Source organism: Pseudomonas sp. P20, from assembly GCF_016463925.1.
Taxonomy (GTDB): Bacteria; Pseudomonadota; Gammaproteobacteria; order Pseudomonadales; family Pseudomonadaceae; genus Pseudomonas; species Pseudomonas aeruginosa.
This window is the reverse complement of record NZ_JAEMVM010000010.1, coordinates 1-11,882: the sequence shown is the minus strand read 5'-3', so window position 1 is coordinate 11,882 and position 11,882 is coordinate 1. Positions and strand designations below refer to the sequence as shown.

13 protein-coding genes are annotated in these 11,882 nt (G+C 67.9%); 7 read left to right on the top strand and 6 right to left on the bottom strand.

Going from position 1 to position 11,882, the window contains the following annotated elements:
- Positions 1-4: 4 nt before the first annotated feature.
- Entirely contained in the window at positions 5-454 is a 450-nt protein-coding gene (gene gspG, locus JHD77_RS14555) for a type II secretion system major pseudopilin GspG (protein ID WP_003085349.1), read from the bottom strand.
- 233 nt (positions 455-687) lie between these two features.
- Here gspG and gspI point away from each other — a divergent pair, with 233 nt between their 5' ends.
- Positions 688-1,062 carry a type II secretion system minor pseudopilin GspI gene (gene gspI / locus JHD77_RS14550; RefSeq protein WP_003085347.1) on the top strand — a complete coding sequence of 125 codons (375 nt, stop codon included), beginning with the start codon at positions 688-690 and terminating at the stop codon, positions 1,060-1,062.
- A 2-nt stretch (positions 1,063-1,064) separates the two neighbouring features.
- On the opposite strand, the gene JHD77_RS14545 is transcribed toward gspI, so the two are convergent.
- Positions 1,065-1,496 (bottom strand): type II secretion system protein N, encoded by a 432-nt coding sequence (locus tag JHD77_RS14545; protein WP_004366502.1) that lies wholly within the window; start codon positions 1,494-1,496, stop codon positions 1,065-1,067.
- 146 nt (positions 1,497-1,642) lie between these two features.
- Here JHD77_RS14545 and gspH point away from each other — a divergent pair, with 146 nt between their 5' ends.
- Both gspH and JHD77_RS14535 read left to right on the top strand, forming a co-directional pair.
- On the top strand, positions 1,643-2,092 hold the full coding sequence (gene gspH, locus JHD77_RS14540) for a type II secretion system minor pseudopilin GspH (protein ID WP_003106853.1): 450 nt from the start codon (positions 1,643-1,645) through the stop codon (positions 2,090-2,092).
- Positions 2,076-2,717, top strand: coding sequence for a PulJ/GspJ family protein (locus JHD77_RS14535; RefSeq protein ID WP_023105549.1), 642 nt, complete (start codon positions 2,076-2,078; stop codon positions 2,715-2,717). The genes gspH and JHD77_RS14535 overlap by 17 nt, the downstream gene beginning before the upstream one ends.
- Before the next feature lie 9 nt (positions 2,718-2,726).
- Here JHD77_RS14535 and vreR read toward each other — a convergent pair whose 3' ends face one another.
- The 3 genes from vreR to vreA all read right to left on the bottom strand — a co-directional run bounded on the left by vreR (position 2,727) and on the right by vreA (position 5,014).
- Positions 2,727-3,686, bottom strand: a complete 960-nt coding sequence (vreR, locus tag JHD77_RS14530) for an anti-sigma factor VreR (protein WP_003106396.1) — start codon at positions 3,684-3,686, stop codon at positions 2,727-2,729.
- A gap of 69 nt (positions 3,687-3,755) precedes the next feature.
- Positions 3,756-4,301, bottom strand: coding sequence for an RNA polymerase sigma factor VreI (gene vreI, locus JHD77_RS14525; protein ID WP_003085329.1), 546 nt, complete (start codon positions 4,299-4,301; stop codon positions 3,756-3,758).
- On the bottom strand, positions 4,298-5,014 hold the full coding sequence (vreA, locus tag JHD77_RS14520; RefSeq protein WP_003120815.1) for a TonB-dependent outer membrane receptor VreA: 717 nt from the start codon (positions 5,012-5,014) through the stop codon (positions 4,298-4,300). The genes vreI and vreA overlap by 4 nt, the downstream gene beginning before the upstream one ends.
- 165 nt (positions 5,015-5,179) lie before the next feature.
- On the opposite strand from vreA, the gene JHD77_RS14515 reads away from it, so the two are divergent.
- Complete coding sequence (locus JHD77_RS14515; RefSeq protein WP_003455167.1) at positions 5,180-5,500, top strand: hypothetical protein; 321 nt, start codon at positions 5,180-5,182, stop codon at positions 5,498-5,500.
- A 117-nt stretch (positions 5,501-5,617) separates the two neighbouring features.
- Here the strand turns inward: JHD77_RS14515 and pigA are convergent, their stop codons facing one another.
- The gene (pigA, locus tag JHD77_RS14510; RefSeq protein WP_003085321.1) at positions 5,618-6,214 is read right to left on the bottom strand and encodes a biliverdin-producing heme oxygenase PigA; all 597 of its coding nucleotides are present in this window, start codon (positions 6,212-6,214) and stop codon (positions 5,618-5,620) included.
- A 251-nt stretch (positions 6,215-6,465) separates the two neighbouring features.
- Here pigA and imuA point away from each other — a divergent pair, with 251 nt between their 5' ends.
- Genes imuA through dnaE2 form a run of 3 tightly spaced genes read left to right on the top strand, consistent with a single transcriptional unit; the run spans position 6,466 to position 11,565 of the window.
- On the top strand, positions 6,466-7,071 hold the full coding sequence (gene imuA / locus JHD77_RS14505) for a translesion DNA synthesis-associated protein ImuA (RefSeq protein ID WP_031627677.1): 606 nt from the start codon (positions 6,466-6,468) through the stop codon (positions 7,069-7,071).
- 7 nt (positions 7,072-7,078) lie between these two features.
- Complete coding sequence (locus JHD77_RS14500; RefSeq protein ID WP_003116540.1) at positions 7,079-8,494, top strand: Y-family DNA polymerase; 1,416 nt, start codon at positions 7,079-7,081, stop codon at positions 8,492-8,494.
- Positions 8,470-11,565 carry an error-prone DNA polymerase gene (dnaE2, locus tag JHD77_RS14495; protein ID WP_196994393.1) on the top strand — a complete coding sequence of 1,032 codons (3,096 nt, stop codon included), beginning with the start codon at positions 8,470-8,472 and terminating at the stop codon, positions 11,563-11,565. Before JHD77_RS14500 ends, dnaE2 begins: the two co-directional genes overlap by 25 nt.
- Positions 11,566-11,882: the final 317 nt, after the last annotated feature.

Genomic DNA, 11,882 nt, shown 5'->3' with positions numbered 1-11,882 from the left:
GCGCTCAGAGCTGCCAGGAGCCGATGTCGGCGTTGATGCCCTCGCCGCCCGGCTGCCCGTCGGCGCCGAGGGAGAACACGTCGATCTCACCGTTCACGCCGGGATTCAGGTACTGGTAGGGCTTGCCCCAGGGATCGTTGGGCAGGCGCTCCAGGTACGAGCGCCAGTTGCTCGCCGAGGCATCGGCAGGGCGCTCCGCGAGCACCTTCAAGCCCTGCGCCTGGCTCGGATAGCGGCCCTGGTCGAGGCGGTAGAGCTTGAGCGCCTGCATCAGCCCGGAGATGTCCTGGCGCGCCGCGGTGGCGCGGGCCTGGTCGGGACGGTCGAGCACCTTGGGCACCACCATCGCGGCGAGGATGCCGAGGATCACCACCACCACCATGATCTCGATCAGGGTGAAGCCCCGCTGTCCCCGATGTCCTTTCGGGCTGGAGCTGAACTGCACGACATCCATCTCGACACTCCTCGGCATGGTTCGATTCGCCGCGGATTGTTTCAGGAAGATATGTCAACGATATTGAAAATCCTCGGGTGCGCCGCTCTTCCGGAGGCGCCCGCAAGGCCCTGGAGCCGGGCTTTCCGGCAGGCGCCGGGGATGGCTCGCGGGGGCGCCCTCCCGAGCTTTTGTCAGGGATCGGTCAGATTTCCCGGCTAGCCTGGAAGTCCCCTTTCGCCGACCTTTCCGCGATGTCCACGCGCCTGTCTTCCCGCGGTTTCACCCTGATCGAAGTGCTGGTCGCGCTGGCCATCGTCGCCATCGCCCTGGCCGCGGCGATCCGCGCGGTGGGCCTGATGACCGACGGCAATGGTCTGTTGCGCGACAAGTCGCTGGCCCTGCTGGCAGCGGAGAGCCGGCTCGCCGAGCTACGCCTGGGCGTCGGCGCGGCTCCGGGAAACAGCGATTTCGAATGCTCCCAGGGCCGCCTGCGGTTGTACTGCGAACAACGCGTCGAGGCCACCGACGACCCCGCGCTACTGTGGGTAGAAATCCGTGTGCGCACGCAGCGCGAACAGGCGGTGCCGCTGGCGCGCCTGAACACCCTGCTGAGCCGCTCCCGGTGATCTCAACCGCGCTTGAGGGTAGCCAGCGGCGGCGGTTCGGCGAGCCGCTGCATGGCCACCCGGCGAACCTCGCCGTTCTGCTCGATGAGCACCGCGTCGGCCTCGATCCGCCGCACCTTCGCCGCACGTGCCAGGACCTCGCCCTCGCGATAGGCCTGGGCCGGCGCGCCGTTCACCGAGAGGATGGCGATCGCCGCGGGACCACCGCTGATCAATCCCGCCAGTTGCACCTCTACCTCACCGGAAGGCGCCGCGAACCAGCGTTGAGCGGCGTCCTCGCCGCTGGGCGGCGGAACGTCGGCGACCTCGGCCTGGACCACGCCGGGAATCGGCGCCAGCAACAGATAGCCCCAGAACAGCAGGCCGGCGAGGATCGCCAGCACGGCGGCGAACTGGACCAGGCGGGGCGGATCGATACGGGGCATGGCCGGCATGGCGGGCTCTCCTGGCGTATGGGCGACAGGCGCCACGAACGGCGCCCCGGCACCAGCCTAGCGCGGAATTCTCTCCGTTATGTTTCACACGCCGATCATCTTCGTCGGGCACTCTGGAAACCTCTCTCTTCGCGGAGCGGCATCCGGTGAGGCGACCCCGGCAAGGCGGTTTCACCCTGATCGAACTGATGGTGGTGCTGGTAATCGTCGGCATCGCCACGGCGGCCATCAGCCTGAGCGCCCGCCCCGACCCGACGGGCCTGCTGCGCCAGGATGCCGCGCGCCTGGCGCGGTTGCTGGAAATAGCCCAGGGCGAAGCGCGGGTACGCGGTACGCCGATCCTCTGGCAGCCCAGCGCCAAGGGCTATCGCTTCAGCCCGCAGGCCTATCGCGGCAAGACCGACGCCTTCGCCGCCGACACCGAATTGCGCGCGCGCGACTGGCAGGCCGCGCCGCTGCGGGTCAGCGTGCGCCCGCCGCGACCGGTGTTGCTGGACGCCGAATGGATCGGCGCGCCGTTGCGGATAACGCTCTCCGACGGCCAACACAGCGTCACCGTGCTGCGCGAGGCGAACGGCCATGTCCGGGTACGCTGAACGCGCGACGACGCGGCGCCGGCAAGCCGGCTTCACCCTGATCGAGGTGATGGTCGCGATCATGCTCATGGCCATCGTCAGCCTGATGGCCTGGCGCGGCCTGGACAGCATCGCCCGGGCCAGCGCGCACCTGGAGGACAGCACCGAGCAGGGCGCCGCGCTACTGCGCGCGCTGAACCAACTGGAGCGCGACATCGCCCTGCACAGCGCCATCCGGGAGGAGACCGGCCTGCCCAGCGGCGACGAGCCGATCCGGGCCGGCGACAGCCTGCCGCCCGGACTCGCACTGAAGCGCCTGAGCGAGATCCCATTGCGCCTGGACATCGTCCGCGCCAGTACCGAGCCAGGCGCGCCGCTGCAGCGCGTGCGCTGGTGGCGACAGGGCAAGGTCCTCTACCGCGCCGCCTCGCCCAGCGGCGACCGCCTGCCGTTGCCGCCGCTGGCGGAGCGGGTGGCTGTGCTGGACGGCGTGAGTCGGTTCGAGATCCGTGCCTGGGTGCCGGGAAAGGGCTGGACGCACCTGCCGGCACGCAGCAAAGTCCGCGCCAGCGGACTGGAGATCAGCCTGGCACGGGTCACCCGCAACGGCGTGGAGCGCTATCGACGGGTGGTGGCCCTGCAATGAAGCGGTGGCTCAGCCGAGCAGCACCACCCCGCCCGGCAGGCGGGTGACCTCGATGCCATAGGCATCGCGGATCAGGGTCGCCACGTCGGCCAGTTGATCGAGGCTGAAACGGGCCTGGACCCGGCGTCGGCCAAGGGCCTTGTCCAGCAGCAGGAGCATGCCGGGACGGTAGCGGTTGATTTCGTCGATCACCGTGGCCAACGGTACGTCGTTGAACACCAGCATGCGCTCGCGCCAGGCCATCACCTCGGCAACGTCGAAAGGCACCGGCGGACCGTTGCGTCGCTCGTCGAAGGTCAGCTGCTGGCCGGCCTGGAGGTCCAGGCGCTGGCCGAGGTGTTCGAGCCGCACGCTGCCCTCCAGGCAGGTCACCACGCAAACGTCACCGCTGCTGCGCACATTGAAGCGGGCCCGGCTGGCGCTCAGCCAGGCGCTCCCGGCCATCACCCGCAGGCTGCTCTGCGGCGGGTGGCTGGCGATGATCTCGGCCTCGCCGCCGAGCAGTTCGATGGTTTCCTGCTGCTCTTGATTGCGCCGCACGTTCAGGCGGGTGCGGGTGTTCATCTCGATCCGCGTCTCGCCGCTCACCTGCACCTGGCGCTGCTCGCCGACCGCCGTGACGTAGTCGGCGCCGCCCAGGCCATGGTCGAGCAGCGACGGGCGCAAGACGAACAACGCCACCGAGGCGGCCAGCGCACCGCCGACGAACCAGCGACGACCGAAACGCCTCGGCGCGATCTGCGCCACGGCCGGCGGCTCCAGCGGCAGAGCGGCGGCACTGCCGAGTGCCTGCCAGAGATCGCGCGCCTCGACGAACGCTCGCAGGTGTTGCGGGCTGCGCGCACACCACTGGCGGAAGGCCCGCGCGTCGCCCTGGGTGACGCGTCCGGAGGTCAGGCTGATCACCCAGGCGTGCGCTTCGTGGCGAAGGTCGCCGGTTTCATCGGCGGCGGAGTCTGAGGCTGTCATGACTGTGCTGTACGGACACCGGAATGGCTCATGGGAGGGATATGGCGGCGGTTTTCCACCTGCTTATGCTTATGACGGTTTTCCGGCCCCGGGACCGAACCTCTGGATGACTTTTCTTTCCAGGCGCTCCGCGCAGAACCACAGGGCGGCCTTGAGTTCCTTCTCCACGGTGCGGGTGGAAATGCCGAAGCGACGGGAGATTTCCGCATGCGGCGTCTCTTCCAGGCGCGAGGCGATGAGAATCTGCCGACGCCGCGCCGGCAGTTCGCAGAGCGCCTCCAGCAGGCGACGGATCTCGGCGTGACCGCCGACGATGCGCTCCGGGTCGAGGCCTTCGTCGGCCACCTGCAACAGCTCCGCCACCTCCTCCCCGGTGAGCAGGCGGGCGTCGCCCTCGCGGCGGTCGGCGGCAATGTTCAGGGCAATACGGAACAGGTAGGCCTGGGGCTTCTTGACCTCCAGGGCATCATCCAGCCGGTCGACTCTCAGGTAGGTTTCGTGCAGCACGTCGCACGCCAGGTCCTCGGAGCCCAGGCGCCGTTTCAGGCGCGCCTTGAAGTCGTCATAGGAGGCGAGGAACAGCTTCACCATCGCGCTTTGCCGCGAATCGCTCATGACCCTCCCACTCCCTCCGTCAGCTTGCATTCCATGGCCTTGCCCGTCGTCTTCGGCAGCAACAGGATGGTCAGCGGCTGGGCCAGCGTAGCGGGCGTCGCCTGCATCACCCGCACGCCGCGCAGGCTTTCCACCAGGGCGCTGTCCCGCTGCGGGTCGCCGGTCGAACCGAGCAGGCGACTGTGGCGAACCTCGCCGAAGCGACCGATCCAGAGTTGCAGCACCGCGCGATAGGTACCCGGACGAGTGCGCGGCGAGCGGCACAACTGTTCTTCCAGCGCCGCCTGGACCGCTCCCGCGTAGCGGCGATCCAGCGGCTGCTCGACCTTCGGCATCTCTGCCGGCAGCGGCGCAGCGTTCCTGACGGCCTGCGCCGGCAGCAGGGTGAACGCTTCCTGGCTGGTGTAGCGCGCCATCAGGCCGGTTCCGCCGAGCAGTCGGGTCAGGGCGTCGCTGGCGGTGAAGCGCCCCTGCAAGCGGGCCGAGCGCCGTCCACGGGCCAGCTCGCCATCCACCAGAACCGCCATTCCCGTCACCCCGCTGTAGGTCACCAGCGCCGATGCCAGGCTCTGCGGAGGAATATCGAACGCGTGCACCGCCAGGCGCAACGGCGGCCTGCCGCCATCGCCCGGCACGGCGCCGGACGCCGGCAGCAGCATGCCGAGACCGAGCAACGACACTGCGCACGACCTTGCCACCCCGAGGATCGACATCAACGGATTCCAGTCCGAACTACCCGGTTCAGGCCAGATGGCCATCACCCAGGAGGGACATCCTGATGGCACTGTGTGACTGTGGTGTGACGGTACCTGCGGTGACATGTTTTCACCGATTGCCGTATAAGCGGGAAACCACCATCCCAGCGCGGGAGAATCGCCATGCACCGTTCATCGCAGGTTCTGCCGGCCCTGATCCTGGGCCTGGCCATGAACGCCACCCTGGCCGACGAGCCGACGCCGCCGGCGAACTGCATCAACACCGAGGTCAACGGCTACCAGGCTTTGTCCTATGAATGCCTGAGCCAGCAGATGACCGATCCTGACAGCGCGGCCAGGACCCGCCGCGAACAGGAGCTGGATTCCGCCGCCATCGTCCGGCGTCCGCCAAACCAGCTCGGCCTGTACAACCAATCGGCGACGCGCATTCGCCTGGGCACCTCGTTCGGCAACTCAGTGGAAGCGCAGCGGCCGCCTCGCTAAGGGTCTCCGCAGGTCCGCGCTCCTGGCCGGCGGCGCAAGACAGAAAACCCCGGCAACCAGGCCGGGGCAATCGTCGTCGGCGAGGTTGGCCGCCGATCAAAGGACAAGGAACGCCCCTCAGGCGAAGGTACGCTCCAGCAGGTCGCCGAAACGATTGAAGGCATCGCTGGCGCCCTTGGCGGCCAGGCGCTCTTCTTCCTCGTTCAGCTCGATGCCGTCGAGGATCGCCACGAAGCTCTTCCAGCCTTGCGCGCGGCCGCCTTCCGGTTCGGCCAGATGGCGGGCGCCGAAGTTCTCGTCGAGTTCGAGCGCGGCGGCTTTCTTGAACAGGAACGCAGCGCCCAGCTTCGAACCTTCGGAAACGAACAGCCAGCCCAGTGCCTCGGCCAGGCTCAGGTCGGCCTCGCGCACGCTCTGGTCGCCCTCCGGCACCGGATGGCCGAGGTCCGCCAGGTCTGCACGAGCGGCGTCGTCGCGGGCGCGGGAAGCCAGGCCGGGGAACAGGCGGGCCAGCGCTTCGTTGCGATAAAGCGGCTCCAGGTCATGCTGGAAGAGGTACTGGGCGGCGACGAAGCGGGCGAAATTGTCCCGGCTGGCGAAGGGTTCCTTGCTTTTCACCAGGCTCTCCAGGCGCTGGTGCGGCTCGTTGGTCAGCAGGTTGAGGCGTTGCGAACGCAGGTTTTGCCGAGTGGATTCAGGGGCCAGGGTATCCATAGGGGAATTCCTTTCGAGGGACGGAACGCACTGGGCCGACATAGCGCGCCCAGGATCAATAACGATTCTCAATTATATTCGTTATTGAATCTCAGTGTCACATGAAAGGATGCCGACCGACTGCCATTGACCAGAAAAGGACTACAGCAAATACTGTATTTACATACAGCATTCGAGTTATTTCCTTGGCCTCCCTTTCATCCGTAGCCGACATCACCCCACCCGCAGCCGTCGCCGGACGAGGCAATGGCATAGCGCTGAGTGCGCTGCTCGACGCGCGTAGGATCTGGAAAGGCCAGTCCGCCGTACCGGCCGGCGCTTCCCTGCCCACCGGGCATGCGCGCCTGGACGCACTGCTGCCCGGCGGCGGTTGGCCGGAGCATGCCCTGAGCGAAATCCTCCATGCCCGCGACGGTGTCGGCGAACTGCAACTACTGATGCCGACCCTCGCTCGCCTGACCCAGGCGCAACGTCGTGTCGTCCTGGTCGGCGCCCCCTACGTACCTTATCCGCAGGCCTGGCTGGCCGCCGCGGTCGACCTGCGCCACCTGGTCCTGCTGCAGGCCAGCGGACGCGACGCCTTGTGGGCTGCCGAACAGTGCCTGCGCTCGGGCAGTTGCGCCGCAGTGCTGTGCTGGCCGCAGCAGGCCGACGACCGCGCCCTGCGCCGCCTCCAGGTCGCCGCCGAAAGCGGTCAGGCCCTGGGTTTCGCCTATCGCCCCCTGCGCGAAGCGGTCAATCCTTCGCCGGCAGCGCTACGCCTGTGCATCGAAACCCGCCCCCCACGCCTGCGCATCCTCAAGTGCCGGGGCGGCCTCGCGCCGGCGACCGCCCTGCCGGCCAGCGCCTGGCAATGAGGCGGCCATGCTCTGGGCTTGCATTCTCCTGCCGCAACTGGCCATGGACAGCGCGCTGCGTCAACGGAGCAATCCCGACGCACCGCTGGCGCTGCTCGGCGGCCCAGCGCAGCGCCGGCAGTTGCAGGCGGTCAACCCTGCGGCACGCGCGCTCGGCCTGAAGCCCGGTCAATCGCTGATCGCCGCCCAGGCCCTGAGCCGGGACTTCGCCACGGCGGAATACGACCTCGCCGCCGTGGAGCGCTGGCAGGCCTTCCTCGCCGCCTGGGCCTACGGTTTCAGCTCGCAGGTCAGCCTGCACTATCCGCGTGCGCTGCTGCTGGAAGTGCAGTCCAGCCTTGCCCTGTTCGGCCCCTGGCCACGCTTCGAGGCCCGCTTGCGCAAGGAACTCACGGCGCTGGGCTTCCGCCATCGCCTGTGCCTGGCGCCGAACCCGGTGGCGGCGAGGGTCCTGGCGAACAGCCACGACGGCCTGGCCATCGAGGACGAGACAGCGCTGCAACGCCAGTTGTCCGCCCTTCCGCTGGACCGCCTGGGACTCTCGCGGGAGCTGGCCGTCGCCCTCGGACGCATGGGACTGCGCCATCTGCGCCAGGTCCTCGAGTTGCCGCGCGCCGCCCTGGCCCGTCGCTTCCCGGCCGAACTGCTGTTGCACATCGACCGCCTCTGCGGCCGCAGCCCGCTGGCGCTGGAGCACTACCGGCCGCCGGACACCTTCGACCTGCGCATCGAACTCAATTTCGACGTGGAGTCGCACCAGGCCCTGCTCTTCCCCCTGCGACGGCTGAGCGCCGATCTCGCCGCCTTTCTCGCCGGACGCGACAGCGGCGTGCAGCGCTTCACCCTGCATCTGGAGCATCACGGGCGCGCCGACAGCCAGGTCACGGTCGGCCTGCTCAGCGCCGAACGCGAGGCGGCCATGCTCTTCGAACTGACCCGCGGCCGTCTCGAACAGCTGCAACTGCCCGCCCCCGTGCATGCCGTGCGCCTGGAGGCCCGCGAGCTGCCTCCTTTCACGCCGCAGCACCGCGAACTGTTCGACGAGCGCCCACAGCAGTATCTCGGCTGGGAACAGTTGCGGGAACGCCTGCGCGCGCGGCTGGGCGACGAGGCGGTACAGGGCCTGAGCGCCGTCGCCGAACACCGTCCGGAGCGAAGCTGGCGGCCGCACAGCTGCGACAGGGCGCAATCGCCGGCAGCCTGCGGCCTCCGCCCCGGCTGGCTGCTGGCGGAGCCACGCCCCCTCGGCGAGGCCTTGCCCACCGTGCTGGCCGGCCCGGAGCGGATCGAGTCGGGCTGGTGGGATGGCGAAGACATCCGCCGCGACTATTACCTGGTGGAAACCCGCAGCGGACAACGTGCCTGGGTCTATCGCGAGGTCGGCAGCGAAGGGCCGCTGTGGCTGCATGGCTGGTTCGCATGAGCGCCTACGCCGAACTGCATTGCCTGTCCAACTTCAGTTTCCAGCGCGGCGCCTCCAGCGCCGCGGAACTCTTCGCCCGTGCAGCACGCCTGGGCTATCGGGCCCTGGCGATCACCGACGAATGCAGCCTGGCCGGTATCGTGCGGGCCTGGCAGGCGGCGCGGGAGCATCAGGTACAACTGATCATCGGCAGCGAAATCCGCCTCGAACAGGGGCCCAAGCTGGTCCTCCTGGCGGAGGACCTGAAGGGCTACCAGAACCTCTGTCGCCTCATCACCCGCGGCCGGCGACAAGCCGACAAGGGCCACTACCGGCTGCTGCGCGAAGATCTGCAACAGCCGCTCGCCGGCCTGTTGGCGATCTGGTTGCCGAACGACCATGGGGACGAGCAGGCTGCCTGGCTCCGCGAACGCTTCCCCCAGCGCCTTTGGCTGGGCGTCGAGTTGCATCGCGGCGCCGATGACGATGCCCGCCTGGACAAACTGCTCGCGCTCGCCTCGCATCTCCGGCTACCGCCCGTGGCCTGCGGCGACGTCCACATGCACGCCCGCGGCAGGCGAGCCCTGCAGGACTGCATGACAGCGATCCGCAACCATCTGCCGGTCAGCGAGGCCGGCGCCTATCTCTTCCCCAACGGGGAACGCCACCTGCGTACCCTGGAGGCCCTGCAGGGGATCTACCCGCAAGCCCTGCTGGCGGAAACCCTGAAGATCGCCGAACGCTGCCGGTTCGATCTGGAACAGCTGAAATACCAGTACCCACGCGAATTGGTACCGGCCGGACACGACCCGGCGTCATGGCTCCGCCATCTCACCGAACAGGGCATCGCCAGGCGCTGGCCGAACGGCGCGAGCGCCAAGGTCCGCAAGCAGATCGAGAGAGAACTCGAGCTGATCGCCGAACTGGGCTATGAAAGCTATTTCCTCACCGTGCAGGACATCGTCGCCTTCGCCCGGGGCCGGAAAATCCTTTGCCAGGGCCGCGGCTCGGCGGCCAACTCGGCAGTGTGCTTCGCCCTCGGCATCACCGAGTTGGACCCGGACCGGACCAACCTGCTGTTCGAGCGCTTCCTTTCCCGCGAGCGCAACGAACCACCGGACATCGACGTGGATTTCGAACACGAGCGCCGCGAGGAGGTCATCCAGTACGTTTTCACACGCTACGGACGCCAGCGCGCGGCGCTGACCGCGGTGGTCAGCACCTACCACGGCGCCGGCGCGGTGCGCGACGTAGCCAAGGCCCTGGGTCTGCCGCCCGAGCAGGTCGACGTCCTGGCCAACTGCTGCGGCCGCTGGAGCGACCAGGCCCCCAGCGCCGAACGCCTGGAAGAGGCCGGCTTCGATCCGCAGAGTCCGATCCTGCGCCGGGTGCTGGCCCTGACCGACAAGTTGATCGGTTTTCCGCGCCACCTCTCGCAGCACCCCGGCGGCTTCGTCATCTCCGAACAGCCATTGGACACCCTGGTCCCGGTGGAGAATGCCAGCATGGCCGAACGCACGGTGATCCAGTGGGACAAGGACGATCTCGACGCGGTCGGCCTGCTCAAGGTCGACGTCCTCGCCCTGGGCATGCTCAGCGCCCTGCGCCGCAGCTTCGACCTGATCCACGCGCTGCGCGGCGGCAAGCGGTTGAGCATCGCCAGTATCCCGAGCGAAGACCCGGCCACCTACGAAATGATCAGCCGCGCCGATACCATCGGTGTGTTCCAGATCGAATCGCGCGCCCAGATGGCCATGCTGCCACGCCTGCGCCCGCAGAAGTTCTACGATCTGGTGATCCAGGTCGCCATCGTCCGGCCGGGGCCGATCCAGGGCGACATGGTGCATCCTTACCTGCGCCGGCGAAACGGTGAAGAGCCGGTGGCCTATCCATCGGCCGAACTGGAGAAGGTCTTCGAACGTACCCTGGGCGTCCCGTTGTTCCAGGAACAGGTCATGGAACTGGCGATCGTCGCCGCCGACTACACGCCGGGCGAGGCGGACGAACTGCGTCGTTCGATGGCCGCCTGGAAGCGTCATGGCGGCCTGGAACACCACCGCGAGCGGCTGACCCGGGGCATGCTCGCCAACGGCTACGAGGCCGACTTCGCAGCGCGCATCTTCGAGCAGATCAAAGGCTTCGGCAGCTACGGTTTCCCTGAATCCCACGCCGCCAGCTTCGCCCTGCTCACCTACGCCAGCAGTTGGCTGAAACGTCACGAGCCGGCGGCCTTCGCCTGCGCCTTGATCAACAGTTGGCCGATGGGCTTCTACAGCCCCGACCAGTTGCTCCAGGACGCCCGCCGCCACACCCTGCAGACACGCCCGGTGGATGTCCGCCACAGCGGTTGGGATTGCAGCCTGGAGCCGTTCGGCCAGGCGCAACCGGCCATACGCCTCGGCCTGCGGATGATCCGAGGCTTTCGCGAGGAGGATGCCAGGCGTATCGAGCAGGTCCGGGAGGCCCAGCCGTTCCTCGACGTGCACGATCTTGGCCGACGCGCCAGGCTCGACGCCCGGGCCCTGGAGTTGCTGGCCGATGCCGGCGCCCTGCGCGGTCTCGTCGGACACCGGCACAAGGCGCGCTGGGCCGTCGCCAGCGTCGAGCCGCAATTGCCGCTGTTCGCCGAAGGGACCGTCATCGAAGAGAGCACGGTCAGCCTGCCACTGCCTTCGCGCGGCGAGGAACTGCTGAGCGATTACGCTCTCCTCGGCACCACCCTCGGCCCGCATCCGCTGAAACTCTTGCGTGGACAGCTCAAGGCCCGCCGCTGCCGCGACTCCCGCGAACTGGCGAAACTGGGACATGGGCGACCGATACGGGTCGCCGGCCTGGTGGTCGGCCGGCAGCGCCCACAGACCGCCAGCGGCATCACCTTCATCACCCTGGAAGACGAGTTCGGCATGGTCAACGTGGTGGTCCGACACGACCTTGCCGAACGGCAGAGGCGGCCATTCCTCGAGTCCCGGCTGCTACAGGTGGAAGGCATCCTGGAGTCCTCCGGCGAGGTGCGCCACGTCATCGCCGGGCGCCTGCATGACCTGACCCCTCTACTCACCGGCCTGGACGTCCGCAGCCGGGATTTCCATTGAGACAAAGAAAAAGGCAGCTCGAGAGACGAGCTGCCTTGGGATGGCCAACAGGGATGGCCACGAAGGGGGGAGCGCTCAAGATACTGTTTATTCATACAGTAAATCAAGCGATTCCCTTCACCGGAAGCCATCTTTTGTCTTTCTCCTCGAAGCGAGGCTCTAACTCGCGGATCGGGATCGGTACGGCGAACGCAAGAGCGCCAGCGTCATGCGGATCCGCCCGGACTCTCGCTACGCTAGACGCGAAAGAGGACATGCCAGGAGGGGTTCGGCAAGGTGAACAGGAAGCACGCCTTTTTCCGCGCGCAAAAGCAAAA